The 26,250-nt window shown below is 62.7% G+C and carries 24 protein-coding genes and 3 pseudogenes; 15 read left to right on the top strand and 12 right to left on the bottom strand.

Features of this window, described 5'->3' with window-relative positions; all coding sequences use genetic code 11:
* The first annotated feature begins 62 nt into the window (after nucleotides 1-62).
* A complete protein-coding gene (locus NKG99_RS16190) occupies nucleotides 63-617 on the top strand; it encodes an HdeD family acid-resistance protein (protein WP_352869440.1) in 555 nt (184 codons plus the stop codon).
* Nucleotides 618-634: 17 nt separating this feature from the next.
* On the opposite strand, the gene NKG99_RS16185 is transcribed toward NKG99_RS16190, so the two are convergent.
* Both NKG99_RS16185 and NKG99_RS16180 read right to left on the bottom strand, forming a co-directional pair.
* On the bottom strand, nucleotides 635-1,615 hold the full coding sequence (locus tag NKG99_RS16185) for a bifunctional riboflavin kinase/FAD synthetase (protein WP_352869439.1): 981 nt from the start codon (nucleotides 1,613-1,615) through the stop codon (nucleotides 635-637).
* Between the two features lie 6 nt (nucleotides 1,616-1,621).
* Nucleotides 1,622-2,482 carry a TIGR01459 family HAD-type hydrolase gene (locus NKG99_RS16180; protein WP_352869437.1) on the bottom strand — a complete coding sequence of 287 codons (861 nt, stop codon included), beginning with the start codon at nucleotides 2,480-2,482 and terminating at the stop codon, nucleotides 1,622-1,624.
* A 286-nt stretch (nucleotides 2,483-2,768) separates the two neighbouring features.
* Here NKG99_RS16180 and NKG99_RS16175 point away from each other — a divergent pair, with 286 nt between their 5' ends.
* Together NKG99_RS16175 and NKG99_RS16170 are read left to right on the top strand one after the other, a co-directional pair.
* On the top strand, nucleotides 2,769-4,025 hold the full coding sequence (locus NKG99_RS16175) for a TadE/TadG family type IV pilus assembly protein (protein WP_502910954.1): 1,257 nt from the start codon (nucleotides 2,769-2,771) through the stop codon (nucleotides 4,023-4,025).
* 273 nt (nucleotides 4,026-4,298) lie between these two features.
* Nucleotides 4,299-4,931, top strand: coding sequence for a LysE family translocator (locus tag NKG99_RS16170; RefSeq protein ID WP_352869435.1), 633 nt, complete (start codon nucleotides 4,299-4,301; stop codon nucleotides 4,929-4,931).
* A gap of 10 nt (nucleotides 4,932-4,941) precedes the next feature.
* On the opposite strand, the gene NKG99_RS16165 is transcribed toward NKG99_RS16170, so the two are convergent.
* Nucleotides 4,942-5,769 carry a DUF2189 domain-containing protein gene (locus NKG99_RS16165; RefSeq protein ID WP_352869433.1) on the bottom strand — a complete coding sequence of 276 codons (828 nt, stop codon included), beginning with the start codon at nucleotides 5,767-5,769 and terminating at the stop codon, nucleotides 4,942-4,944.
* Nucleotides 5,770-6,016: 247 nt separating this feature from the next.
* Between NKG99_RS16165 and NKG99_RS16160 the strand changes: the two are divergent.
* Nucleotides 6,017-6,256: pseudogene (locus NKG99_RS16160) on the top strand (winged helix-turn-helix transcriptional regulator); the annotation flags it as partial.
* Between the two features lie 72 nt (nucleotides 6,257-6,328).
* Nucleotides 6,329-6,844 (top strand): CAP domain-containing protein, encoded by a 516-nt coding sequence (locus tag NKG99_RS16155; RefSeq protein ID WP_352869431.1) that lies wholly within the window; start codon nucleotides 6,329-6,331, stop codon nucleotides 6,842-6,844.
* A 68-nt stretch (nucleotides 6,845-6,912) separates the two neighbouring features.
* Here the strand turns inward: NKG99_RS16155 and NKG99_RS16150 are convergent, their stop codons facing one another.
* The 4 genes from NKG99_RS16150 to NKG99_RS16135 form a co-directional block, all read right to left on the bottom strand.
* Complete coding sequence (locus tag NKG99_RS16150) at nucleotides 6,913-9,594, bottom strand: EAL domain-containing protein (RefSeq protein ID WP_352869430.1); 2,682 nt, start codon at nucleotides 9,592-9,594, stop codon at nucleotides 6,913-6,915.
* A 326-nt stretch (nucleotides 9,595-9,920) separates the two neighbouring features.
* Nucleotides 9,921-11,453, bottom strand: coding sequence for a DHA2 family efflux MFS transporter permease subunit (locus tag NKG99_RS16145; RefSeq protein WP_352869429.1), 1,533 nt, complete (start codon nucleotides 11,451-11,453; stop codon nucleotides 9,921-9,923).
* Between the two features lie 307 nt (nucleotides 11,454-11,760).
* Nucleotides 11,761-12,942 carry an HlyD family secretion protein gene (locus tag NKG99_RS16140; RefSeq protein ID WP_352869427.1) on the bottom strand — a complete coding sequence of 394 codons (1,182 nt, stop codon included), beginning with the start codon at nucleotides 12,940-12,942 and terminating at the stop codon, nucleotides 11,761-11,763.
* A complete protein-coding gene (locus tag NKG99_RS16135) occupies nucleotides 12,939-13,415 on the bottom strand; it encodes a MarR family winged helix-turn-helix transcriptional regulator (RefSeq protein ID WP_352869425.1) in 477 nt (158 codons plus the stop codon). The genes NKG99_RS16140 and NKG99_RS16135 overlap by 4 nt, the downstream gene beginning before the upstream one ends.
* A gap of 214 nt (nucleotides 13,416-13,629) precedes the next feature.
* Here NKG99_RS16135 and NKG99_RS16130 point away from each other — a divergent pair, with 214 nt between their 5' ends.
* Genes NKG99_RS16130 through NKG99_RS16105 form a run of 6 tightly spaced genes read left to right on the top strand, consistent with a single transcriptional unit; the run spans nucleotide 13,630 to nucleotide 19,427 of the window.
* Nucleotides 13,630-14,238, top strand: a complete 609-nt coding sequence (locus NKG99_RS16130) for a CDP-alcohol phosphatidyltransferase family protein (protein WP_352869423.1) — start codon at nucleotides 13,630-13,632, stop codon at nucleotides 14,236-14,238.
* A 39-nt stretch (nucleotides 14,239-14,277) separates the two neighbouring features.
* Nucleotides 14,278-16,062, top strand: coding sequence for a bifunctional alpha/beta hydrolase/class I SAM-dependent methyltransferase (locus NKG99_RS16125; protein ID WP_502910958.1), 1,785 nt, complete (start codon nucleotides 14,278-14,280; stop codon nucleotides 16,060-16,062).
* 5 nt (nucleotides 16,063-16,067) lie between these two features.
* A complete protein-coding gene (locus NKG99_RS16120) occupies nucleotides 16,068-17,393 on the top strand; it encodes a phosphatase PAP2/dual specificity phosphatase family protein (RefSeq protein ID WP_352869419.1) in 1,326 nt (441 codons plus the stop codon).
* Nucleotides 17,390-17,833 (top strand): hypothetical protein, encoded by a 444-nt coding sequence (locus tag NKG99_RS16115; RefSeq protein ID WP_352869417.1) that lies wholly within the window; start codon nucleotides 17,390-17,392, stop codon nucleotides 17,831-17,833. The genes NKG99_RS16120 and NKG99_RS16115 overlap by 4 nt, the downstream gene beginning before the upstream one ends.
* Nucleotides 17,830-18,492 carry a lysophospholipid acyltransferase family protein gene (locus tag NKG99_RS16110; RefSeq protein WP_352869415.1) on the top strand — a complete coding sequence of 221 codons (663 nt, stop codon included), beginning with the start codon at nucleotides 17,830-17,832 and terminating at the stop codon, nucleotides 18,490-18,492. The genes NKG99_RS16115 and NKG99_RS16110 overlap by 4 nt, the downstream gene beginning before the upstream one ends.
* Entirely contained in the window at nucleotides 18,492-19,427 is a 936-nt protein-coding gene (locus tag NKG99_RS16105; protein WP_352659454.1) for a phosphatidate cytidylyltransferase, read from the top strand. Before NKG99_RS16110 ends, NKG99_RS16105 begins: the two co-directional genes overlap by 1 nt.
* Nucleotides 19,428-19,448: 21 nt before the next feature.
* On the opposite strand, the pseudogene NKG99_RS16100 reads toward NKG99_RS16105, so the two are convergent.
* Nucleotides 19,449-19,577, bottom strand: a pseudogene (locus NKG99_RS16100) (iron ABC transporter permease); the annotation flags it as partial.
* Between NKG99_RS16100 and NKG99_RS16095 the strand changes: the two are divergent.
* Nucleotides 19,573-19,659: pseudogene (locus tag NKG99_RS16095) on the top strand (AraC family transcriptional regulator); the annotation flags it as partial. The pseudogenes NKG99_RS16100 and NKG99_RS16095 sit on opposite strands and share 5 nt — an antisense overlap.
* Before the next feature lie 4 nt (nucleotides 19,660-19,663).
* On the opposite strand, the gene NKG99_RS16090 reads toward NKG99_RS16095, so the two are convergent.
* From NKG99_RS16090 to NKG99_RS16080, 3 genes are read right to left on the bottom strand one after another with little or no spacing between them, the layout of a single operon-like run.
* Nucleotides 19,664-20,803 (bottom strand): DSD1 family PLP-dependent enzyme, encoded by a 1,140-nt coding sequence (locus NKG99_RS16090; RefSeq protein WP_352869413.1) that lies wholly within the window; start codon nucleotides 20,801-20,803, stop codon nucleotides 19,664-19,666.
* Nucleotides 20,800-22,101, bottom strand: a complete 1,302-nt coding sequence (locus NKG99_RS16085) for a D-arabinono-1,4-lactone oxidase (RefSeq protein ID WP_352869411.1) — start codon at nucleotides 22,099-22,101, stop codon at nucleotides 20,800-20,802. Before NKG99_RS16085 ends, NKG99_RS16090 begins: the two co-directional genes overlap by 4 nt.
* Before the next feature lie 12 nt (nucleotides 22,102-22,113).
* Nucleotides 22,114-23,301, bottom strand: a complete 1,188-nt coding sequence (locus NKG99_RS16080; RefSeq protein ID WP_352869409.1) for an MFS transporter — start codon at nucleotides 23,299-23,301, stop codon at nucleotides 22,114-22,116.
* Between the two features lie 126 nt (nucleotides 23,302-23,427).
* Here NKG99_RS16080 and NKG99_RS16075 point away from each other — a divergent pair, with 126 nt between their 5' ends.
* Nucleotides 23,428-24,054 (top strand): TetR/AcrR family transcriptional regulator, encoded by a 627-nt coding sequence (locus NKG99_RS16075; RefSeq protein ID WP_352869407.1) that lies wholly within the window; start codon nucleotides 23,428-23,430, stop codon nucleotides 24,052-24,054.
* A gap of 16 nt (nucleotides 24,055-24,070) precedes the next feature.
* On the opposite strand, the gene NKG99_RS16070 is transcribed toward NKG99_RS16075, so the two are convergent.
* Nucleotides 24,071-24,922, bottom strand: coding sequence for an ATP-grasp domain-containing protein (locus tag NKG99_RS16070; protein WP_352869405.1), 852 nt, complete (start codon nucleotides 24,920-24,922; stop codon nucleotides 24,071-24,073).
* Nucleotides 24,923-25,006: 84 nt separating this feature from the next.
* Here NKG99_RS16070 and NKG99_RS16065 point away from each other — a divergent pair, with 84 nt between their 5' ends.
* Entirely contained in the window at nucleotides 25,007-25,804 is a 798-nt protein-coding gene (locus NKG99_RS16065; protein WP_352869403.1) for a class I SAM-dependent methyltransferase, read from the top strand.
* Nucleotides 25,805-25,969: 165 nt separating this feature from the next.
* Nucleotides 25,970-26,250: co-chaperone GroES (locus tag NKG99_RS16060; RefSeq protein ID WP_352869401.1), on the top strand; the 281-nt coding region annotated here is incomplete at its 3' end.

Below are 26,250 nucleotides of genomic sequence, written 5' to 3'. Positions count from 1 at the left end.
CGTTGACCGGCGCCGGGACTAACGTCCGCCCGTACCCGCAGCCCTTGGTGGAGACCGCGACAATGACCCTGCATGGCGACGCCTTGAAAATCGCGATCGAACAGACACGGACAAAATGGGGGTGGTTTGTCGCGCTCGGCGTACTGCTGCTCATCTTCGGCGGAATTGCCTTCGGCAATCTGTTCATCGCCACGGTGGCCTCGGTCTATGTCGTGGGATGGCTGATGCTGATGGCGGGCATCATCGAGATCGTGCATGCGTTCGGCGTCAAGACCTGGGGCCGCTTCTTCTACTGGCTGCTCAGCGGATTGCTCTACGCCGTCGCCGGCTTCTTCGCTTTCGACAACCCGCTGCTTGCCTCGGCGGTACTGACGTTCCTGCTGGCGATCGCGCTGGTCGCGTCAGGCGTGCTCAGGGCTTGGGTCGGCTACAGCCACCGGCCGCAGCGCGGCTGGGGCTGGGTCGTCGCGGCCGGTGTCATCAGCGCGCTTGCCGGCCTGGTCATCGCCATGGGCTGGCCGGTCAACAGCCTGTGGGTGCTCGGGCTGTTCCTGGCGATCGACCTGATCTTCCAGGGCTGGACCTTCATCGCCGTTGGTTTGGCACTGAAGAAGTAGCCGGGATCACGCCTGGCTCAAAAAGCCATGGCCGCGTCGAGGTCGGAGAGCGGCTTGACGCCGGCAAGCAGCGCGCGTGCCTCGGCTTCATCGCGCTTCATCTGCGCGACCAGCGCATCGAGCCCTTCGAACTTCACCTCCGGGCGCAGGAAACCGAAGAAGGAGACCTGGCAGATCTCGCCATAGAGGTCGCCGAAGAAATCGAAGACGAAGGTTTCCAGCAGCTGCGCGCCGTTGTCGTCGACCGTCGGGCGACGGCCGAAGCTGGCGACACCGTCGTGAAGTGTGCCGTCGGCGCGGCGAAAGCGGACGGCATAGATGCCCTCCTTCAGAGCGGCTTCGGCTGAAAGCCTCATATTCGCGGTGGGAAAGCCAAGCGTGCGGCCGAGCTGCTGTCCGCCGACCACCTCGCTTTCGACGGTGAAGCGATAGCCGAGCAGTCCAGCGGCCTCGGCCACCTCGCCCCCGCTCAGCAACCCGCGGATGCGGCTGGATGAGACCACCTCGGCGCCCTCGTCACGGAAGGCGTCGACGAGCGTGACGCCGAAGCCGTGACGCTCACCGGCCGCCATCAGGTAGGCCGGACCGCCTTGACGATCCTTGCCGAAATGGAAATCGAACCCGGTCACGGCGTGGGTAATGCCAAGGTTCTTTTCCAGCACATCGGTCACGAACGCTTCCGCCGACAGCGAGGCGAAGTCGCGCGTGAACGGCTGTTCGACGAGCGCGGCAAAACCCAGTAGCGACAGGAGGCGCGCCTTCATGGGCGGCGGCGTCAGCACGAACAAGGGTATATCAGGCCTGAATATCTTGCGCGGATGCGGTTCGAACGTCAGCACCAGGGCCGGCACATCACGCCGCCCGGCCTCGGTCAATGCCCGCTCGAGCACCGCCTGATGGCCACGATGGACACCATCGAAATTGCCGATCGCCACGACGCCGCCGCGCAGGTCGGCGGGCAGCGGAGTTGTTGCCAGAACGTGCTGGAAGGCTGCCATCGTCACCTACCGCAGTCTGGGAATGACGGCCACCGGACGATATCCATGCTTTTCCAGGAAGGTCGCCAGCCTTGCCGGATCCGGTTGCAGTGCATCGCCATAGTCGCGGGCATGGATACCGCCGGAGACATAGAGAACGTCGAAGCCATTGTCGGCGGCGCCCTTCACATCGGTCATCATGCCGTCGCCGATGGCCAGCACCTGGCCGCGTTCGACCGGCCGGCCGAGTAGCTCCACAATCTCCTTCATGGCGACGTCGTAGATCGGCGCGTAGGGTTTTCCGGCGATCAATGTGCGGCCGCCGAGTTGGGCATAATCGCGTGCCAGCGCGCCGGCACACCAGATGAGGCGTTCGCCACGCTCGACCACGATGTCGGGATTTGCACAAATGAAAGGCAGGTTCCTGGCGCGCAATCGCCGCAGAAGCTCGGTGTAATCCTCGGGCTTCTCGACCTCGTCATCGAACAGACCGGTGCAGACGACGCCGGACGCCTCGAACTCCTCGACAAGCTCGACGTCGAGACCTTCATAGAGGGTGAAGTCACGGTCGGCGCCGATATGGAAAATCTTGCGCGGGCCCTCGGCGATCAAATCCCGGGTCACGTCGCCTGACGTGACCACCCTGTCGTAGGCTGAGGGTGGAACACCGATCGCGTTCATCTGCGCCACGACATCAGCACTTCTGCGCGGCGAATTGGTGATCAGGACGACGGGGATTTCCGCCTCTCTAACCCTCGCAAGCGCCGAGGCCGCCACCGGGAAATGCCTCTCGCCATTGTGGACCACGCCCCAGACATCGCACAGGATTGCCGAATAGGCCTTCGACACGTCTTCGAGCGAGCCGATGATTTCAGGCGAATCCGCCATGCCATTTCCTTCAGTCATGATCATACGAGCACCACGGCCGACGGTCGCCGCGGCCGGTTCGGATTAGCCGAACCGCTCCGGCCTGTCACCAGCTTTCGGCGTGGCCGTGAGAGCGGTAGTGGATGCCTCGCGCAAAGGACCGCGGCGCTAGTGTCTTCCAAGCTTCAGCGGGTTGTCACGCGGCGTATTGTGCCGTCGGAGCCGGCATAGTTAACGAGCCATCAAAGAGCTGGCCGGTCTTTGAGGCATCCAGCAACATGAAATTTAGCATTTTGTCAGCATTGTCATGCCGAAAACTGGTTTCTGGGCAGGGATGCTGAAGGCGATGATCCTCAGATTCGCGCGCGACAGGCGCGGCAACTTTGCTTTGGCGACCGCCATGGCGATGCTGCCGATAATGGTTAGCATGGCCGGCATCATGGATCTGGTGGGCACGAGCGACGACGCCGCGCAATTGCAGAACTCACTGGACGCGGCTGGGCTTGCCGTCGCCACGAAGTACTCACCCGGCATGACGGCAGGTGATGTCCGGGCGCTCGGGCTGACATTTTTCTCGGCCAACATGAGCGCCGCCGACCAGCAAGAATATTCGGGCAGCGTCTCCACCTTTTCGGCCGCGGCAAGTGGGGACGCGAGCGCCTACTACATCTCGGTTTCGTCCAGCATCAGCCGTGCAAGCTTCATCCGCGGCGCGCCCTCCTGGCAGGCTCACCGCTCAGCCTCAGTCAAACTGGAGCCCGGCGCGCAAGCCTGCGTGCTGGCGCTCGATCCGCAGGCATCGGCCGCCGTGAGCCTGCAGGGCTCGACCAATGTCTCGATGGCCAACTGCGTAATCGCGGCAAACTCCGATGCGTCCGATGCCGTGAGCAGAGGCGGTTCCGCGCTGGTTTCAGCGGGCTGCGTCTCGACTGTCGGCGGCACTTCCGGGCTTTCGCCACCCAGCGCCAATCTCACCTGTGGAACGCCGATCGAGCATCAATATGCGTCGTTTGATCCTTTGGCCGACGTCATCCCTCCCGCCTTCACATTGTGTCTGCCGGTCCCGAACGGCAAAACCTACACGCTGTCACCTGGCACTTATTGCGACAAAACATTGTCGGGAGACATAACACTTGATCCGGGCGTCTACATCCTGCGCGGCACCGCCATCAAGCCCGGAGGCAACGGTAGCCTGACCGGCCAGGGCGTGACCATATTCCTCACGGAAGGCGCACAGATCTACATAAATGCCAATGAGCAGGTTAACCTTTCCCCGCCCACCAGCGGCCCCTATGCCGGCATCACCATTTTCGAGGATCGCGGGAACACGTCCGCCTTGACGCTGAATGGCGGCGCGAATTCCGTGATCAGCGGTTTCATCTATGCGCCTGACGCTCCCATTTCCTACGCCGGCAACTCAGATATGAGCAGCCAAGGCGACTGCCTGAGGCTTGTTGGCAAGACCGTGCAGATGACGGGAAACTCATCCGTCAGAACGGATTGCACGGCCGCTCTTGGAAATCGCGAGATGTATGCCAGCCGCCGCATTACTCTCGCGAAATGAGAGACGCCTCCGAACGTTTGGCCCACATTTAGGGCGGCCGCCGATAGTGAGGCGCGGGTTGCACACCCGTTTCACGCTTCCGCGAGGATCCGACGGATCCGAGCAAGGAAATCGGCAACGAACCTGCGCATCGTCGGCTGATCCAGAGGCACGGGCAACCAACTGGCGCAACGGCTGGCGTCGTCATGCGCTTGCGCGTGCCTGCCGGGACAGGCACATGTTGACCGCTCGCGGGATCACGTACCCACGGCAGCCCGCTAGGGAAACGAACCGATGCCCGAAACCGCCAATCATCTCGCCTTCGCCCTGGTCTGCCTCGGCATGGTGCTGACGCCAGGCCCCAACATGATCTACCTGATCTCGCGATCCCTGTCGCAAGGACCGAAGGCCGGGCTGATCTCGCTCGGTGGCGTGGCGCTCGGCTTTCTCTTCTATGTGCTGGCGGCGGCCTTCGGCATCACCGCGCTGCTGCTCGCCGTGCCCTATGCCTATGACGCGCTGCGCTTTGCCGGTGTGCTCTATCTCCTGTGGCTTGCCTGGCAGGCGGTGAAGCCGGGCGGGCGTTCGCCATTCCAGGTGCGCGAACTGCCAAGGGACCGGCCACGCAAGCTGTTCGCGATGGGCCTGATGACCAATCTGCTCAATCCGAAGGTGGCCGTGCTCTATCTGTCGCTGTTGCCGCAGTTCATCAGCCTGGGCAAAGGCCATGTCCTGTCGCAGCTTCTGGTGCTGGGCGCCACGCAGATCACGATCAGCCTTACCGTCAATGCCATCATCGCGGTGACGGCCGGTTCGATCGCAACTTTCCTCGCCGGACGGCCCTTGTGGCTGGTCATCCAGCGCTGGATGATGGGCACCGTGCTGGCGGCATTGGCGCTGAAGATGGCGACCGACGCGCAGCGCTGAGAGCGCTTCGTTACATCGGTCGCCTTATCTGCTGCTCCCGCTCCGGCTCGACCACCTTGCGGTAGAGGTGCCAGGTGGCATGGCCGAGCACCGGCATGACCACCGCGAGCCCGGCAAACAGCGGGATCGAGCCGATCACCAGAAGCACGGCGACCATCAGCCCCCATAGCGCCATCTGCAGCGGATTGGTCATGACCGCCCGCGCTGAGGTTTCGATGGCCGAAACGGCGCCGACATCGCGGTCGAGCAGCAACGGGAAGGCAACCACGGTGGTGGCCAGCACGACCGCGGCGAAGACAAAGCCCGCGGCATTGCCGGCAAGGATCAGCGTCCAGCCCTTGCCGGTCGTCAACACCTCGCGGACGAAGCCGCCGATCGATGCCGGAGGCCGGTCGCCGAACAGGCCGGTGTAGATCGACTGGGCGGTGTACAGCCACAACAGGAACAGCGCGACCAGCATGATGCCGATCACCGCGATCGACGGAATCGCCGGCGAGCGGCGCACGTCAAGGGCATGCCACCAGGAGGTGTTCATACCGAGCTCGCGCCGGCGGCTGATCTCGTACAGACCGAGCGCGGCGAACGGGCCGACAAGTGCGAACCCCGACATCAAGGGATAGATAAGCTGGATGGCATTGGCGCCAGACGACGTCCACCGCGTCAGGATCAGGCCGACGATGGGATAGATCAGGCACAGGAACACGTAGTGCGATGGCTTTGCCCAGAAATCCTCGGCGCCGAGGCGCAGTGCATCCCAAAGGTCCGACGTGGTAATGCGACGCACTGCTGGCTGCACATGCATCCCACGTGCGTCCGCCATGACATGAAAGCCGGCCATAACCATCCTCCCGTGTGTCGGGGCGGTCACCGCCAGGATGGCCGCCCGGAGCTGCCACTTTTCGTTCAAGCGCAATTCTAGTCGATTTAGGGCCGCTTGTCGCCAAGTCCATTGATCGGTTGAGTTGATTTCCGGTTCTCTCCTCGGATCAGCAAGCGGGTTTGCAGTGGCGGGGCGCCAGGCATGTCGGCGCCGCGCGGTTGAAAATACCTGAAGCGCGTCAGGCGGCGAACCGATCGATCACCTCGACAACCCAACGGTCTCGCACCGCATTCTGGCGCTGGAACTGCGCAAGCTGGAGGACGCCGGTATCGTGCGGCGAACGGTGTATTCGGGCTATCCGTTGCGCGTTGAATACGATCTTACCGCGCCGGGTCGCGGGCTTGTGCCGCTGATCGATGCGCTCGGCGCCTGGTGGGTGCATACGGAAGACGATCGGATGGGCGGTAATCCAACCTCGGACACAAATCTCGATACAGCAGCCTAGGATCGTCGATTCGACCCCGTTTTTCGCCGCCCTGCCCGGCAAAAGCCATGATCGCCACTATTTCAGGTGGGCATGACCGTTGCGAAAATCGAAAACCACCCGATCCCGAATCTGAACAGGCGCATGCTGCTGAAGGGCGTCGGCCTCGCAGCCTTGGCCGGGCTCGCCGCCTGCGGCACCGTTTCGCTGCCGGCCGGCGAAGGCGCCAGGGTTTCCTCATCCGCCACTGGCACGCTGGCCGGCATCCGCGCTTCGGCCGGGCTCGCGGCGCTGGTACCCGACCGGCAGCTCGAACAGGCCGCCCTGCAGCAGGCCGGCTACATGGCGCAACGCCGTCGCATGAGCCACACCACCGGATGGGGCAAGGATTTTGCCTCGCGCGTCAAAGGCAATGGCATTGCGGGTGCGGCCGCTGAGAACATCGCCGAGGGCCGTTTCGACCTACAGAAGCTGTTCGATATCTGGGTGCATTCAGCCGGCCATCGCCGCAATATGCTCGATCCGCGCTTCACCCGCTTCGGCCTTGCCTATGTGCGCGATGGCAGCGATAGCAACCTCCGTTACTGGAGCCTCGTGCTCGGGAAATAGCAGCAGGCGTATCGCCGTCGGCCGCCGGCTTCTTCGTCAAGCTGCGCGGCGGACCAATGGCTGATCCGTCAATCCTTGGGGTTGAGCAAGGTCTCGATGTCCCGTGCGGAGACCGGTTTGCTGAAGTGATATCCCTGCATTTCATCGCAATTGTTCTTGCGCAGGAAGGCGATTTGATCGTCGGTTTCGACGCCTTCGGCGATAACTCTCATGTTCAGCTTTTGACCCAACGAAATTACGGCGCTCGCAACAGCCTGATCGTTTTCGTCATCGGCGACGTCGTTGATGAAAGATTTGTCGATCTTCAGCCGCGCAACTGGAAACGTCTTGAGTGCGCTGAGGCTGGAATAGCCCGTCCCGAAATCGTCGATCGATATCTGAACGCCAAGATGTTGCAGTTCGTTCATCGTCGCGACCGCCAAATCGGTGTCCTGCATGATGAGGCTTTCGGTCAACTCCAGCTCCAGATAGCTTGCCTCAAGGCCGCTCTCCTGGAGTGCATTGACGACACGTCCGATCAGGTTCCTTTCCCTGAATTGCCGAGCCGACACATTCACGCAAACCGTCATCGGCGGCAGACCCGCATCCTGCCAGGCCTTGTTCTGTCGACAGGCTTCGTGCAGGACCCAATCGCCGATCGGCACGATCAGACCGGTCTCCTCGGCCGCAGGAATGAAGCTGGTCGGCGCTACCAGGCCCAGTGTTGGGTGGTTCCAGCGTATCAACGCTTCCACCGCAAAGACACGCCCCGAGCGAAGATCAACTTGCGGCTGGTAGACCAGCGCGAATTCCGAGGCGGCCAAGGCGTTTCGCAATTCCTCTTGAAGCACGAATTTTTCATGAGCCCTTGAGTTGAATTCGGGAGCGTAGAATTGGAAATTGTCGCGGCCGAACTCTTTCGCGCGATACATGGCTGCATCGGCATTGGCCAGGAGTGTTTCCGGGCTCGCTCCATCCTTGGGATAGTTCGCGATGCCGATGCTGGCGGTCGTTCGTAGCTGATGCTCTCCGAGATGAACCGGCTCCGCGATCGCGGCCCGGATCTTCTGCAAGCTCTGGGAGATGAGATCGACATCCGTGGGCTGGTCGAACAGGACGATCACAAATTCATCGCCGCCAAGTCGCACAACGGTGTCGGTCGCCCTTACGCATTCGACCATACGGCTGGCGACGGTCTTCAGGAGCTCGTCTCCGGCATTGTGGCCAAGCGTGTCGTTGACGAGCTTGAAATTGTCCAGATCGATGAACACCAGCGTCACCCAGCGATCGTATCGCTGCGCGTACAAGATGGCTTGAGAAAGCCGGTCCTCCAGCAAGGCGCGATTAGGAAGCCCGGTAAGCACGTCATGATTTGCCATGAAGTGGATTTGGTCTTCAGCCAGTTTGCGCTCGATCGCTATACCGGCGATGCGGGTCGTGAAATCAATCAGCCGGGTCTCGGCCTCGACCGGTTCACGCACCGTCATCGAATACATTGCAAAGACACCCAAAACCGCGCCCTGATGCGACAGGATCGGGGTCGACCAGCAAGAACGATAACCGTATACCGCCACCAGTTCGCGGTAATCCTCCCACAGCGGATCTTGTATGACGTCGGCGACAATGACCGGCTCCCGCCGATAGACCGCGGTCCCGCACGATCCGACCTTGGGACCGATGGCGATGCCATCGATGGCGTTCGTATAGCCTTTCACCAGGCTCGGCGCCGCACCGTGCCGCAAATGGCTGCCGTCCTTGTCGAGGAGCAAGACGGAACCGAATATGCCTGTCAGCTGGGATTCCACGAGACGCATGAGGCGGTCGAGCACGTCCTCGAGCGGAGCACTCATCGCGATCATTTCCAGGATTTGCGCTTGCCCGTCACGGAGGACGTCGGCTTGCTTGCGGGCAGTGATGTCGTGGGCGATGCCAATTAGACCGAATATCTCATTTTTAACATTGCGCAGCGGAACCTTCGTCGACGAGAACCACTTGCCGGCGCCGGACGCATCGACAACAAACTCCTCCTCGTCGATCATCGGCTGTCCGCCGGTGAGGACGTTCTGTTCGATCACGCGAAATTTCTGCGCAAGTTCGGGAGCATGGAGATCAAAGTCGGTCAAGCCGATCATGTCGCTTGTCTTGTCCCGGCCATTGTCGGACGCAAGGGCCCTGTTGACCATCACGAAGCGGCTTTCGGTGTCCTTGACCCATAGATAGCCCGGCACCCAGTCGATCAGCGTCTGCAGCGAGATGCGTTCATTGACAATCTGGCGATTGGCCGCGAGTTCCGTAACGTCCGAATGCGTGGAAACCCAGCCGCCGTCGGGCATAGGTTGGTGGCAGACCTGGATTGTCCGGCCATCGGTGAGGTTGGCGGTCCAGATTCTTGAAGTGACACTCGAATTGACCGACCGGGCCAATGCTAGATAGGCGTCGGCAGCCATAGCGGATGTTCCGGCAGCGACGCGTCGCTCGACGATTTCACCCAGTGTCAGGCCCGGCTGCAATTGCTCCACCGCAATGCGGTAGATCTCCGCATAGCGACGGTTAGACAAGATCAGACGTTCATCGGCGTCGAAAAAGCAAATGCCTTGCGATATGTTGTCGATCACCGTCTTGAAACGGAGTGCCTGGCCTTCGAGCCCGACGATCGTAGCTCGAAGCTCGTGCTCAAGGGTTTCGTAGGAAGCCGTAGCCAGTTTTGCTAGTGCGGCCAGGCCGCTCGACTCGGGCACCTCGGTGGCTAGCCTGGATGATTTCGTGACCAAACAGAGTTCCTCCGATTTGGCGCATGGGAAAATACCGCTCACTTGCAGACGGAAGTCCCCATAGTGTTACGTATATACTAATGACAGATGAACTGGATCGAGATCGAGGCTGCGGAGCCTCGATACCTGAAGCCAAGGGCTGTTCTCGAACCTCTTTTGAGCTTCCAGACTCAGTATTCTTCGACATCAGGATGATTCGGCCGACAACCGCCCGAGGCGATCGCCACTGCGCCATCCGCTACTGGGATAGTTGAGAATGCAGGCTGTATGATCATGATCTCCAGACTGGCTGCCACGGAGACATACAACCTCCAGCGCAACGGCATCTAGTCCATGTGCGCGGCTGGTCCGCCAGCGGCAGGCGCCTGCTTTGGCTTGCGCAGCAGGAAAACAAACGGGATGGCAAGCAGCGTCATCACCATGAGTATTTTGAAGTCATTGACGTAGGAGATCATCATCGCCTGGAGATTGACCATGCGGTCGACTTGCGACAGCGCCATTGGATCGCCGCTTGCGGCCGCTGGGGAGACCGCCCACAGATTTGGGTTGAACGGATTGATGAAGGCCGAAAGCTCGGAATGATTGACCTGCGTGTTGCGCACCATCAGAACGGTTACGACCGACACGCCAATGGACGAGCCAAGGTTACGCACCAGGCTGAACAGAGCCGTGGCGTCGGTGCGGAAGCGCACATCCAGCGTGGCGAAGGCGACCGTCGACAGCGGCACGAACACCATGCCCATGCCCAGGCCCTGGATGACGCCGGAGCTGAGGATCAGCCAATTGTCCATCTGCGGCGTGAAGGTGGACATGGTGTAGAGCGACTGCGCTGTCAGCAGAAAGCCGATGACGACAAGAATCCTGGCGTCGATCCTGCTCATGAGCCGCCCGACGACAAGCATCGAAATCATCGTGCCGACACCGCGCGGCCCCAAGACGACACCGATGGTGACGGTTGGATAGCCGAAGATGGTCGACAGCATCGGCGGCAGCAGCGACATCGAGGCCAGGATGAGCACACCCATGACGAAGATGAACGCCAGCCCAGTGACGAAATTGCGATCGAGGAAGATCTTGGGATCGATGAAGGGGTGTTCCGCCGTCATCGTGTGGATGATGAACACCCAAAAGCCGGTGAGGGAAAGAGCAAGCTCGATCCAGATCTCGATCGAGGAAAACCAGTCGACCTCGCCGCCGCGGTCGAGCAGCAGCTGCAGCGCACCGACACCGAGCGATAACATGGCGAAGCCGAAGAAATCGAAACCGCGCACCCGCCGGGCAACCGCCGGCAGATAGGCGGCCATGCCGAGGAAGGCGATGATGCCGACCGGCAAATTGATGAAGAACACCCAGCGCCAGTTGAAATTCTCGGTCAGCCAGCCGCCGAGCGTCGGGCCCAGGATTGGCCCCAGCATGATGCCGGCGCCCCAGATGGCCATTGCCTGGCCGTGGCGTTCCCTGGGGTTGATGTCGAGCAGGAAGGTTTGCGACAGTGGCACGATGGCGGCGCCGAACACGCCCTGCATCAGCCGGAAGAACACTATGCTCTCCAGGCTCCAGGCAATACCGCACAGCATCGAGAACACGGTGAAGCCGACAACCGCCCCCAGGAACAGTTCCTTGCGGCCGAAGCGATCGGCCAGCCAGCCGGTCACCGGCGTCATGATGGCGGCGGCGACGATGTAGGAGGTCAGCACCCAGTTGATGTTGTCCGGCGAGGCGCCGAGATCGCCGGTCATGGTCGGCAGCGCGACGTTGGCGATCGTCGTGTCGAGCGCCTGCATGATCGTCGCCAGCATGAGGGCGACCGTGATCAGGCCGCGATGCGGCACTTCTTTGAAGGGTTCGGGCGTGCTCATGACGTGAAACTTCCAGCAGGTAACAAAAACGTGTACAACGGGTTTCCGGGCGGCAAAGCCTTCCGTTGAGAGACCTTCATCGCGGTGGGACGCGATTATCGATGTGGGGGTTACATCGACCGAAAGTCTCTGATGAGCGGATGCCTGCCGCCCGGAAACATGAGGACCGACGGGTCCGTGCCGAAGATTTCAGATTCCGGTCAAGCCGCGCGGCGGCTTCGCCCAGACGCTGATCCTTCCCACTCCTCCATCAGACCAATCCTGCTACTCGCTTCCACCCGCAGGTCCCCGCGGGATTCCGCTGACTTTACTGCGCGGTCTCGCCAGCCGTGGCGTGACCGAAGATCGACGGCAGGCCACGCGCCACGCCGGTGTCGACGGTAACGGTGGCGCTCATGCCGGTGCGCAACGCCATCTTGGCGTCGGCATCGGTCAGTTCGAGACGCACCGGAATGCGCTGCGTGACCTTGACCCAGTTGCCGGTGGCATTCTGGGCCGGCAGGAGCGAGAATTCCGCTCCCGTGCCGGCGCCGATCGCCTTGACCGTCGCTTCGAAGGTGCGCCCCGGATAGGTGTCGACCACGATATCAGCCTTCTGCCCGGGCTTCATGTGGGTGAGCTGCGTTTCCTTGAAATTGGCGGCGATCCAGGTGTCGCCGGTCTCGACCAGCGAGAACAGCGGCGTGCCGGAACCGACATACTGGCCGACCTTGAATGAGGAAGCCTGGCTGACGACGCCGTCGGCCGGCGCCTTGACCGTGGTCCGCGCCAGGTCGTAGGCCGCCTTGTCGCGCGCGGCGAGCGCGGCCATCACGGTCGGGTGCTTGTCGGTCTCGATGTCGGGATTGCCGCCAAGCGCTGCCTTGGCGCTGATGATGCCTTGCTCGGCAACGGCCAATTGCTGCTTGGCCTTGTCGAGATCGTTCTTGGCCTCGTCCAGTGACGACTTGGCGTTGATGCCCTTCTGGGCAAGGTCGGCGGCGCGGTCGAACTGCGACTGGGCGAAGGCGACCTGACTGGTGTCGGATTTTTGCTGAGCCATGGACTGGCCATAAGCCGCGCGCAACTGCTCGACATTGAGACGCGCTCCCGCAACCGCCGCGTCGGCCTGAGCCAGCGCGATCCGGTATGGCTCAGGGTCGATGGCAAACAGCACATCACCCTGCTTGACCAGCTGGTTGTCGGCGATGTCGACCTGAACGATACGCCCGGCCGTGTCGGAAGCGATCGAGACCTTGGCCTGCTGCAGATTGGCGTTCTCCGTCTCCTGGTAGCGGCCGCCGGTGACCCAGACATAGCCGCCGCCGGCAGCCAGTGCGGCAGGCAGTGCGACCATCAGCAGAAAGCGACCCAGCCGGCGCTTCTTCTTCACAGGGGTCAGGGCTGGCTGCACCGGGGGAGCAACCGTCACCGGGGCGGCGGCCGGCTTCTCCGGCGCTTCCATTTCCAGCTCGGTCACTTTCTCGTCTATCTTGGCTACCGCGTTCATGCTGCTGCGCCTTCTGTCTTTACTTTTTCAATGGACGGCGTCTCGTCGTCGGTCAGGTTCCGGACCATCGCTTCAAGCCCCTCAATGAGGACACGGCGGGCTTCCGGCTTCACGCCGACCAGTGATTCCTCGTAGACTTCCCCGGCAATGCTCTTGATCACGGCGTAGGCTTCGCTCGCCTTGGGCGTCAGGAAGATCATGCGCACCCGGCGATCGGTGGCGTCGGGACGACGCTCAATCCAGCCGCCCTCCTCCATGCGATCGACCAGGCGAGAAACGCTGATCGGCTCGATTTCGAGAAGTTCGGCCAGCCGCGCCTGCGCGACGCCGTCTTCCTTGGCAACGCGCACCAGAAGCCGCCATTGCGCCGAAGAAAGCCCCAAGCCACTGGCCCTCGCCTCGAAGCGCTTGCGCATAAGGCGCTGCACGTCGTGGATCAAGAAGCCCAATCTGTCGATGCCATCGGAAACCATGAGCGGGATATATAATAAGCGTGCTTACTATTCAAGATGCCGCGTTGCACAAGAAGCCGGCAAATGCGCATGACAGCCATGCGCTGCAGTCATGGTTAGCGATTGGTGAGCGCCTGGTCTCCATGCCAGTCGGCATAGCCGCTCCGCCACGTCATGCTGGTCGTGTCTGACATATTGATGTACAGCCGTTGGTCAGGATCGGGGGATCACGAAAATGCCGACGCTTTACGCTCTCAAGCCGGCTTTCCAGGGAAGGCTGCGGCCGCTGGTCAATCGGCTGGCGGCAATCGGGGTCACTGCAAACAGCATAACCATCCTGGCGGCGTTGATGTCGATGGCGGCAGGAGCGGCCATCGCGGTTCTGCATGAATGGCGCTGGCTGCTGCTGCTTGTCCCAGCGGTTATGTTCGTGCGCATGGCGCTGAATGCCGTGGATGGCATGCTGGCGCGGGAACATGGGCAGGCCTCGACGCTCGGCATGTATCTGAACGAGTTTTGCGACGTCGTTTCGGACTTCGCGCTAATTCTCCCTTTTGCCGTCTTTCCGGAATTTGGCGCATGGGGCGTCATCGCCTTCGCGATATCGGCGGTGCTGACCGAGTTCGCCGGCGTGCTCGGCATCGCCGCCAAGGTCGGACGCAACTATGCCGGGCCGTTCGGCAAGAGCGACAGGGCAATGGCGCTCGGCGTGGTCGCCGTGCTGTGCGCCGCCGGGCTCTGGCCGGCATCCATCGCGCCGTTTGTGTTTCCGGCCATGGCAACGCTTTCGCTGCTGACCGCCATAAACCGGATACGCGCCGGCCTTATTGGCAGCGCCAGCTGAGCATCGAGGCTCGCCATGCCGCCAGAGGGAAAGACCATGATGCACGAGCCGATCGCCGCCGCGGCCACGGAAAGCCTTGAGCGGCAAGCGCAGGAGCGGGTCTTCCGCAGCCATGACGGGACGGAGATCTTCTACCGGTTCTGGCCGGCGGCGTCCGCCGATACCAAGGGCGCGGTGGTGCTCTTCCATCGCGGCCATGAACATGGCGGCCGCATGGCCCACCTCGTCGATGAATTGCGGATGCCCGACCACGCCTTCTATGCCTGGGATGCCCGTGGCAATGGTCGTTCGTCCGGCGAGCGCGGCTATGCCCCGTCCTTCTCGGCCCTGGTGCGCGACATCGACTGCTTCATGCGCGAGATCGCCGCCAGGGATGGCTTCGCCACGCGGGATATCGCGCTGATCGCGCAATCCTTCGGCGCCGTGCTCGCCGCAGCCTGGGTGCATGATTATGCGCCGAAGCTGCGCGCCATGGTGCTGGCCTCACCGGCCTTTTCGGTGAAACTCTACGTGCCCTTCGCCAGGGAAGGCATTGCGTTGTGGCAGAAGATCAAGGGCCGCTTCTTCGTCAATTCCTACGTCAAGGCGAAATTCCTGACCCATGATCTCGTGCGCATCGCCTCCTTCGAGAGCGATCCGCTGATCACGCGGCCGATCGCCTCCAACATCCTGGTCGAACTGTACCAGTATGCCGCGCGGATCGTCGCTGACGCCCGCGCCATCACCGTGCCGACGCAGCTTCTGCTTTCGGGCAGCGACTGGGTGGTGCGTCACGGTCCGCAGCATGAGTTCTTCGTCAATCTCGGCAGTCGCGCCAAGGAACGCCATGTGTTGCCGGGCTTCTTCCACGACACGCTGGGCGAGCGCGACCGGGCGCGGGCCCTCGACCTGATCCGGCCGTTCCTGGCCAGGCAGTTCGCCACGCCGGACGCGCCGGTCGACCTGAAGCAGGCGGATATTGCCGGCTACACCCGCGACGAGGCCGACAGGCTTGCCTCGCCGCTCGATCCGTTGTCGCCCAAAGGCCTCTACTGGGCATTCAGCCGTGCCTCCATCCGCATGGGCGCCTGGATCTCGCAGGGCATGAAAACCGGCATCGCCACCGGCTTCGATTCCGGCTCGACGCTGGACTATGTCTATGAGAACGACGCGCGGGGTCTCACACCCCTTGGCCGTGTCATCGACCGCATCTTCCTGGAAGCCATAGGCTGGCGCGGCATCCGCCAGCGCAAGCTGCATCTCGAAGAACTGATCGGCTCTTGCCTGACGACGCTCAAGGCCGCAGGCCGCCCGGCGCACATTCTCGACATCGCCGCCGGCCACGGCCGCTATGTTCTCGATGCCATCGTCAAGAGCCCCGACCAGCCGGCGAGCGTGCGCCTGCAGGATTATTCCGACCTCAACGTGCAGCTTGGCCGCAAGTTGATCGCCGAACGGCAATTGCCGGCTGATGTCTCGTTCCAGCGTGCGGACGCCTTCGATGCCGATATGCTCGGCTCGATCGATCCGGCGCCCGGCCTCGCCATCGTCTCCGGCCTCTACGAGCTGTTCTCCGACAATGCGATGATCGCCCGCTCGCTCGGTGGGTTGGCCAGCGCCATGCAGCCGGGGGGTCTTTTGCTCTACACCAACCAGCCCTGGCATCCGCAGCTCGAGATGATCGCCCGCAGCCTGACCTCGCATCGCGGCGGCGAGGCCTGGGTGATGCGCCGGCGCACGCAAGGCGAGATGGACCAGCTCGTCGAGGCCGCCGGTTTCGACAAGCTCGACCAGCGCATCGACCAGTGGGGCATCTTCACCGTCTCGGTCGCGCGGCGACGCTGAACAGGATGGTGTCATCGCTTGCATCCACCGCGCGCACCGAGCCCTATGGCAGGGTGGTCGTCAGGGCAGCCCTTTGGCTGGCCTTCCTGGCGCCGTTCTTCTACCTCAGCTACGGCTTCGCCAACTGGCTGGCGTCGCGGCGCGATGACGTCGGCAGCATCGTATTCGCCTGGGAACACAGCATCCCCTTCCTCGCCTGGACCATCGTGCCCTATTGGTCGATCAACCTGTTCTACGGCCTGTCGCTGCTGCTCAACGACAACAGGCAAGGGGTCGACCGCCTGGCCGGGCGCTATCTCACGGCGCAGATCGTCGCCGTTGCCTGCTTCATCCTGTTCCCACTGACCGCGACGTTCGTGCGGACGGCAACGACCGGACTGCCGGGCTTCCTGTTTGCCGTGCTCGGCGGTTTCGACAAGCCGTTCAACCAGGCGCCCTCGCTGCACATCGCCCTGTTGGTGATCATCTGGGATCACTGGCGCAACCGGCTCGGCGGCTTTCTCCTGCCGGTCTGGCATGGCTGGTGCTTCCTCATCGGTGCTTCGGTGCTGACGACCTGGCAGCATCATTTCATCGACATCCCGACCGGCGCGCTGCTCGGGTTTTTCGCGCTGTGGCTGTTTCCCCGCAGCGGCGCGTTGCCGTTTTCAGGCATCCGGCTGACCAGCGATGCGAAGGCGCGGCGGCTGGCGCGGTTCTATGCGCTGGGCGCCGTCCTCGCCCTGGCCGGTGCCGCGCTCGGCACCTTCTTCTGCGCCGTCGCGCTCTTCCTGCTTTGGCCGGCGCTGGCGCTGGCCATCGTCGCCTTCGCCTATGCCGGGTCCGGCTCGAAGGTGTTCCAGAAATCCGCCGATGGCAGCATCACCCTTGCAAGCCGTATTCTGCTCTTGCCCTACCGGCTCGGCGCCAGGGCAAACATGTGGGCCTGGACGCGTAATCTTGCTCCCCAGGTGGCGATTGCCGACGGCGTTTTTCTCGGGCGCTTTCCCACGGCAAGCGAGGCCAACAGCTTCGGCACGATCATCGACCTCGCCGCCGAATTTGAAAAGCCGGCAGGAGCCGATTGCCGCTGGATCAGCTTTCCGATGATCGACCTGTTGCCGCCGCCGACGGCGATACAGCAACAGGCCGCCAGTGCGCTGGAAAGTGCGCGCCGCGACGGCACCGTGCTGGTGTGCTGTGCGCTCGGCTTCCAGCGGAGCGCCGGCGTCGTCGCCGAATGGCTGGTTGCGACCGGCAGAGCCCAGGCGCCGACGCTTGCCCGCGAGATGCTGATAGCAGCCGGCCGGCCGGTTCATCTTGCCGAGACCACGGAGCAGGCGGCGTCATGACCGGCAATGCTTACCAGGAACGCGCCGACCGCTTCGCCCGCATGCTGATGCAGCAGGCCGCATGGCCGGCCGCAGTCGTGGTGGCTGCAAATATCCTTGGGCCCCTGGCCGCGTCGGCGCGCGGAGCCTTCGAGACCTTGCCTGCGGCGATCGCCCTGTCCATCACCGCCGCAAGCGCTGTCGCCGTGCTGACGCTGTCGGCATTGCTGGCGTTCGATGCGCTGCTCTTCCGGCTGATGGCGAGCCACGACGACGAGGTTTCCGGCGGCGCCGCGGTGGATGACATGCTGGCGCGCATGCGCCTGAAACCCGCCGCGTCCACGACACGCACGCTCGATGACCGCATGGCTGGCACAAGCCGCTTGCTGTTCAAGCAGCGTGCGGCCCTCGCCCTGTTTGCCGTAGCACTTCTGGCGGCGGGGTTTTGGGCGCCGCGATGAACAAGCTTTCGCTGAAAACCTTCACCTTGCTGCAGACGGTAACCTCCGTCGGCCTCTCGGCGCTGGCCTGGATGGTGACCGGCGTGCGTCCGATATGGAGCGGCAGCCTGCCGTCCGACCGGCAGCGCATCTATTTCGCCAATCACACCAGCCATGGCGACTTCATCCTGCTGTCGGCGTGCCTCAGCGAAAGGGAACGCGCGATCACGCATGCGGTTGCTGCCGGCGAATATTGGGGAAAGTCGCGGCTGCGCCGCTTCATTGCCGAGGACATGCTTTCGTCGGTGCTGATCAACCGGCAATGGACGAAGCCTGAGGAAAACCCGATCGAGATCATGCTGTCGGTTCTCGACCAGGGCCACTCGCTGATCCTGTTTCCCGAGGGCACCCGCAACATGACCGAGGAGCCGCTGCTGGCCTTCCGCTCCGGGCTCTACAATCTGTCGATGGCGCGGCCACAGGTCGAGCTGATCCCGTGCTGGATCGAGAACATGTCACGCGTGCTGCCCAAGGGCCAGTTCCTGCCGGTGCCGCTGCTGTGCCGCGTCGTCTTCGGCGCACCGGTCGCCGTGGCGCCTAGCGAAGAGCGCCGCGCCTTTCTCGAGCGTGCCCACGCCACGCTTCTGGCGCTCAACCCGCGTCCCGAGCGAGACGATTGATGCGCCACGAGATCTCCATCCTGATCATCGGCCTGCTGGCGGTTTTGACCACCGCCAGCATCGTCGCCGCCATACTTTCGGCGCGGGCGCCGAAGCCGCTAAGCTCGACCCTGGTCAATCTCACCCAGCGCATCAACGCCTGGTGGGTGATGGTGGCGATGATGACGGTCGCCTTCTTCTTCGGCCGCTACGGCATGACCATCCTGTTCGCGCTGATTTCCTTCGCCGCGCTGCGCGAATTCGTGACGCTGACGCACACCCGCCGCAGCGACCACTGGGTGCTGCTTGGCATGTTCGGCATCATCATACCGTTTCAATACTGGCTGGTGTGGACCGCCTGGTACGGGCTCTTCGTCATCTTCATTCCGGTCTATTGCTTCCTGTTGATGCCGGCCATCACGGCGCTGCATGGCGACACCGAACGCTTCCTCGAGCGGATCGCCGCGCAGCAATGGGCGGTGATGATTTCGGTCTATTGCGTCAGCCATGTTCCAGCGCTGCTGACACTCGACGTGCCGGGCTTCGAAGGCCGCACCCTGCTGCTGATCGCCTTCCTGATCATCGTCGTGCAAGGCAGCGACGTGCTGCAATACATCTTCGGCAAGCTGTTTGGAAAACACCGTTTTTCGCCGAACGTCTCGCCGTCGAAAACCTGGGAAGGCCTGATCGGCGGACTGGTGTCGGCGAGCCTGCTCGGCGCGCTGTTGTCGTTCGTGACGCCCTTTTCGCCGTTGCAGGCAGCGGCCGTGGCCTTCGTCGCCTGCTCGATGGGATTTCTGGGTGGTCTGGTCGCCTCGGCCATCAAGCGCGACCAGGGCGTCAAGGATTGGGGCCATCTGATCGAGGGCCATGGAGGCATGATGGACCGCACCGACAGCCTGGTCTTCGCCGCCCCGGTGTTCTTTCACATCGTGCGCTATTTCTGGACGGTCTGAGCAGGCCGTTTCCGACCGCGCTCAAAGCCGGTTGCGGATGAGCATGGCGACGACGAAGAACGCACCGACCGAGCTGATGCCGACCGGCAGTTCCCGCGGCGGCAGCAGCGTTCGTGCCAGAAGATCGCTGGCCATCAAAAGCACAGCGCCGGAATTCGAACGCTACGGCCCCGAATTCGATCCACGCGGCGGCAATGGCGGTTTGGAGATCTGGATCCCGGTGAAAGCGTAGGCGATCACCCCATCGGCAGCGCCGGCCAGCGATCGGCGATCCTGCCGCCGGAAAACACCGCGATCGATCCGAATTGCTGCAGCACGGCCTCGCTCTGCGTCGGGCGCAGGAAGGCATGGTCGCCTGGCCTTGCGGTCGCATCGGCCGGCAAGCCCATGAATTGCTGGTTGGAGGACAGGCCGAGCAGGGCGTTCGTCTTCATGCCTTCGGGGAACACGGGCTCGGCCATCCACTTGCCGCCATAGAGGTAGCACCCCTTGCGCGGAAACCGGCCGAGTGCCTGCAGCAGGCGCGTGACGGCAGGCGGGCCGGGCAGCATCGGCTCGACCACTTTCAGCATCGGCGTCGCGATAAAGGCCGCCGGCAGGAAGCCTTCGAGGCCGGGCGTATCGAAATCGCTGGGCAGCACGAAGGCCGAGCCCATCGACACTTCGTTGGCCACGCCGCCATGGTGGAGCAGTGCGGTCTTGCTGCCGCCGATGTTCAAGATGCGGCGCTGGTCCGCGCCGAGGCAAGCGACGAACGCCGTGGCCTGCGCCGACGCCTTTGCCAACGCTTTCACCGGCCCGCCGAACAGGCCGGGAATGTGCGGCGCATGCGCCTCATAGGCCATGACACCTTGGCAACGCAGCCGGGCCGGCATTGCGCTCAAAGCCAACGACAACGCCTCCGGGCTGGCAAAGCCGCCGCGATGCAGCCCGACATCGATCTCGAAGGCGATGCGCAGCTCGATGTCGAGTTCGTCAGCGAGTGCGCCATATTCCGCCAGCCGCTCCTGTGTATCGATCAACCAGCAGACACGCGACCAGTCAGCCGCGCCTTTCGAAAGCGCAGCCCTTGCCGCATCGACCGGCATCGGTTTGCCATACAGCAGATCGGCATCCGGAAACGCCTTCACCACCGCCCCGCTGATCGGCGGATGGAAGGTCATGACGTGATTGGTGCCAAGAGCCTTGCCGATATGAGCAAGCAGCGGCAGGCAGGCGAGCGATTTGTCGACCAGCCGCACAGCAAGAGCGGGGTCAAGCCGCTCTTTCACCAGTGCGATATTGCGGTCCAGCCGGCCGATATCCAGCACCAGGCAGGGCTGGAAGATGCCGGCGGTCTTCAGTGCGTCCGACAGGGCGGAAAAATAGGCGCTCATCGTTCGATGCCAAAAGGACTGGGCTCGATGCCGAACAGGCCGGCCATGTAGGGCGAGACGAAGCGGTTTTGCGGATCGATGTCGCGGCGCACCGCCATGGCGTCTTCCCAGCGCGGGTAGAGCTTTTTCAGCTCCGCCGCTGTCAGGCTGTGCATCTTGCCCCAATGCGGCCTGCCGCCATATCTGCGGAAGATCGGCTCGACTGCGCGCATGAACGGCAGCGGATCGTTCGCTGCGTCATGGTGGATGGCGATCGAGCAGGTCGGCCTCCTATAGAATGGCGACAGCCAGAATTCGTCGGGCGCAACGCTGCGCACCTCCATCGGGAAATAGACCTCGGGAAAGCGCTTCTCCGTCAGCTCGATGATTTCGGCCAGCGCCTTCGGCCCCTCCTCGAACGGCAAATGGTATTCCATCTCGTTGAACTTGGTCTGCCGGTCGCTGGCATAGACGTTGAGCCAGTCCTGCACGTAGTCCTCGGCCGGAAATTTGGCGACCGCCGAGCGGATGAGGCGGCCGCGCAGCGACGGCAGCCAGGCGAGCGCGGTGCGCAGCCGGCGCAGCGTCCTCAACCCGGCCTCATCCGCTTCCGGCGGTCGCGGGGTCGGTGCCGCGTCGCTGAGATCGCTGGCGATGAACTGCGCGTAACCGGAAAACGGAATGTAGTAGAATTCGGCCGAGCGATGGGCGGCCATCATCGTCTCGAAGTCCCGCAGCATCTCAGTGATCGGCAGCACCCATTTGCGGCGGCGCAGCCGGTAGGTGGCAATGTTGTTCAACGTTACTTCGGTCATCACGCCGAAGGCGCCGAGCGCGACACCAATGGCATGGATCATCTCCTGGTCCCCTGCCCGCTTGAAGTCGCGCAGCTTGCCCAACCCGTCGACAATCCGCACCGTCTCCAGCTGCGTGTGATAGGCACCGAGCGTCGGTCCCGAGCCATGGGTGGCCGTGCCCAGCGCGCCGCCGATGGCCTGGCGGTCGATATCGCCCATATTGGGCAGGCCCTGGCCGATGCCTTGCAGCATGTGCATGAGCGGCCCGAGCCGGGTCCCTGCCCGCACCCGCGCCTGATGTTTCTCGGCGTCGTGCGAGACCAGCCCTTCCAATTTCTCCAAGGACAGGATGGTGCCCTTGGATTTCACCAGCGGGGTGAAGGAATGACCGGCGCCGACGACGCGGATCGGACCCGGCGCTGTGCGCACCAGATCGCCCAGTTCGCCGGCATCGGCGGGACTGGCGATCAACCGCGGTTCGGCGGTGACAATGCCCGACCAGTTGCTCCATCTGTTCGACATGGCGCTCCCCGCTCAGGCAACGGCGCGGCGGCGCCGCGTCACGAGGATAAACAGACCGAGCAGCACCACGCTGGCCACAGCACTGGCGGCGGCGAATTCCGGCACCGGCCGGAAGTCCTTGCCGTCGATGAGCAGCGACGCGGCGATCGGTCCGATCGCCAGGCCGAACAGCTGGGCCGCGGGCACCAGCAGCACGGCGGTGCGCGTCTCGTCGGCGGTGATCGCCAGCCGGATCTGATAGGGCACGATGAACAAGAGGATGAAGCCCATGACCAGGGCGGCGATCCAGAATGTGGCGGGGCCAGGTCCGCTGGCGAGAACCAGCGAGCTGACAAGCGCGATGGCACCGATCGCGGCGATGGCCAAGCGATAATCGATGCGCGCCTCGAAAACGGTTGCCGTCATCGCACCCAGGACCTGCGCCGCGAGGCTGGCGGAGACGATCAGGCCGACGGTGCGGCCATCGATGCCGTATTGCGCGCCAAGCGGTTCCAGAAAGGCCCAGACCGCACCGAAGAACATGAAGTAGCAGAACACCGACAGCAGCGCGGTGAGCGAAGGAATCGTCAGCACATTGGCCAGATTCTCTTCCTTGGGCAGATCGGCGTAGTCCCCGGGGACGGTGAAGGCGACCGCCAGCGACGCGATGCAGACGACGGCAAGAACGAGGAAGCCGCCCGCCGATCCGGCTGCCGGGATGACATAAAGCGCCAGCAACAGGGCAAGCGCGCATTGCGCCAGTGTCTGCATGGTGACGAAATAGCCGCCGATGCGCTCGGCGCGCCGCGAACGGGCGATCAACTCCGTGGCGACCGCCACCAGACCGCCCTCGGCAAGACCGGCCAGGGCGCGGGCCCCGATCAGCGTGTTGGCGGTTGCGGCATAGGCCGTCCACACATTGGCCAGCGCCAGCAACAGCAAAAGGACGGCACTTTTCCGGCGCATGTTGTGGGCCGAAAGCAGCATCGCCACGACAGCAGAACCGATGGCAATGGCGATCATCTCGGCGGTCGCGACCAGCGCCAGTTCATCGCCGCTGACATGGCCCTCGGTGTAGAGCGCGCCGAGCAACACGGGCTGCAGCCCGAGGATGAGCAGGCCGACCGAACCGATCCACAGTGCCGAGGCAAGCTGTGCGCCGGTCGGATTGCCGACCAGCCAGTCGCCATTGCCCGAGTGCCCGGTATTTGTCGAAGCCAAAGGCGCCTCCCAACGTCCTTGCCGCGCGGCAAAAAAACTGACAACCTGTCAGCATTTCTAGAAACTGATACTTGATCATATTTCTTGTCAACCGGATTTTGAAAAACCCGTGCGAAAGATCGGTGCATGACGGAAGTGAACAGAACAGCCACCGAGCCCCGGCGCAGGCCCAAGCAGGAACGCAGCCGCGAGCGCATCGACGCGATCCTGTCGACGACCATGCGGCTGATCGGCGAGAAGGGCATCGACGCCGTCACCATGAAGGAAGTCGGCATGCTGGCGGGCGGGCCGATCGCCACCGTCTACCATTACTTTCCCAACAAATCGGCGATCCTGGCGATGCTCTACGAGCGGTTTTCAGAAGTCAGCCGTGCCCGGCTGACGGCGATCATCGCCGACGTCCGCGAGGCGAAGGACGTGATCGTGGCCGCCGACCGGCTGCTTGACGATTATCTCAGCCGCGTCGCCGGCGATCCGGCCATCCAGGATCTGCAGAACGCCATCCAGGCCGACAAGGCGCTCAAGAATCTCGACATCGCCGAAACCCGACATCAAGCCAGGATGTTCTGCGACCATGTCATCACCCTGCTCGAGCCCGGGAAGCGCGAGCAGTTCGAACGCATGGTCATCCTGATCTTCCAGCTCGCCGGCGGTGTCGTGCGCCTGGCGCTTGCCGAGGGCGAAGCGGAAAGCCGCCGCACGATCGAAGATTATCGTTCGATCATTCACACGCAGCTGCGGTTGTTTTTGTAGAACACCCATCATTGATCTATCGCACACCGCGGATCAGGCTCTCAAACCCATCGGCCAGATCGGAAGCGCCTGCCGCGAACATCCTCCTCAAATTGCTGGGACGGCCGGGGGTCTTGTTCGCATCCAGCAGCACCGCCCTGCCGTCATGCACCACAAAATCGAATTTTCCATAATCGAAGCCGAGCGCGCGCCGCAGCGAACGCAGTTCATCGGGGACCGGAACAGGCTCACGTCGGATCGTTTCGGATGCCTTGATCAACGGCTTGGGCGATACATAACGCGTGCAGCGCTCGCGGTCTCCGCAGAACACCCAGAAGCGCGCCGCGAAGCCATCGCGCTCTCTTTCCGGAATGAACTTTTCCACGACCAGATCGGCGCGGTCAAAGATACTTTGTGGAATATCGCCGATCGACTCATGGATCGCGTAAGGTTCCTGAACAGGCATGTCCGGAAATAGCTGAGGCTTGCCCGCGCGTTGCGATTGCCGATTGAGGAACGTCTCCGGAATACCCTGATTGTTGAGATTGCTTTTGACGATCACCTGACCTTGCCAGCTGTCAGCTCTGTCGACCAATGCACCGCTGATCCGACGCTTGGATATGTCGACCGCCCCGATATTGAGGCAGAATGCAAAACTTGATGCATAGTCGACATAGTCCGTGGGCGTCACCGTGGCGTCGACATGCAACACCGCTATATCGGCGCTGAATGGCGTCGACAGACCTTGCTGAACCCGAACCGAATGGCCGCGCCTTTTCAATTCGGCGAGAATGTCGAAAAGCATGTATGGGCTGCTCCTGCGCAGCAGGATGTCGCGCCTGCCCAGGAATCGGTCATGCTCATGGGTGACCACGAGAATACGCGCCAATCATCGACCTCTTGGCTTATACAACAACCTCTATTAAGCCCCGATGGGTATCTAAATCTAGACGTCCATGGCCCAATAAATTGCATGACAAATCACTGGGACAATTATCACCGCCATTGGAAACTTCTGGATGCGCCGCTCCGGCCAACAGCGGAAACCATCGGCATATTCGATCGCGAATTCGATCTGAAAAATGCCGACGTCCTGCTCCTTGGAGTGACGCCGGAACTGGCAATCCTGGGCAGATCGATGTTGGCGGTCGATCAATCGGCCACCATGATTTCCGGCGTATGGGCCGGCGACGACGGATCGCGAAAGGCGATAGCCGGCAACTGGCTTGACCTGCCAGTGGATCGGGCAAGTTTCGACGCCGTCATCGGCGACGGATGCCTGTCGGCGGTCGATTCCAAAGCCGCGCGCGGTTCGCTGTTTGGCGAAATCGCGAGGGTGCTGAAGCCTGGCAGGCGTGCGGCGATCCGCGTTTTTGCTCGGCCGGAAACGGCGGATGATCCGCGCGGCATCGAAGCTCTGGTTCTGGCCGGCGGGGTCGAGAATTTCCACGCGCTCAAATGGCGGATCGCGATGGCGTGCACGACCGACGACCGCGATTTCGCAATCAAGGTGCGAACGATCCGCGACACCTTCGACAGCCTGTTCCCCAACCGCGAAGCTCTTGCCGCGAGGACGGGTTGGACCATGGTGTCGATCAACACGATAGACGTCTATGCGGGCTCGGACATAAGCTACAGCTTCGCGACGCTGGCAATGCTGATCGAGGAAGCGAGCAACTGGTTCGACGACGTGCGCGTCGTGCCGAGCGGCAGCTATCCCCTGGCGGAGCGTTGCCCGCTGCTGGTGTTCGGTTCGGCCAAGCCCCGATAAGTTCGTCATCGAGGTGCCAAGAGGCGCTCCGACCGCCTTGACTCTGGCAGGGCGGCGGCCTATTTCAGCGCCACGTTAGCACTCGCCATTGGTGAGTGCTAACTCATATGTCCGGCGCCGCCGGACGGAGGAACTGTTCTCACCGTTCTCATCGAGGAAGAAAAAATGGCAAAGTCGAAGTTCCGCCCGCTTCATGACCGCGTGGTCGTTCGCCGGGTCGAATCCGAATCCAAGACCGCTGGCGGGATCATCATCCCCGACACGGCAAAGGAAAAGCCGCAGGAAGGCGAGATCATCGCTGTCGGCTCCGGCGCTCGTGACGAAGCTGGCAAGCTGGTCCCGCTGGACGTCAAGACTGGCGACCGCATCCTGTTCGGCAAGTGGTCGGGCACCGAAGTCAAGCTCAATGGCGAAGACCTTCTGATCATGAAGGAATCCGACATCAT

The organism is Mesorhizobium sp. M1409 (assembly GCF_040317535.1).
In the GTDB taxonomy this organism is placed as follows: domain Bacteria; phylum Pseudomonadota; class Alphaproteobacteria; order Rhizobiales; family Rhizobiaceae; genus Mesorhizobium.
The sequence above is the reverse complement of the archived record's forward strand: the minus strand, read 5'-3'. Positions and strand labels throughout refer to the sequence as shown.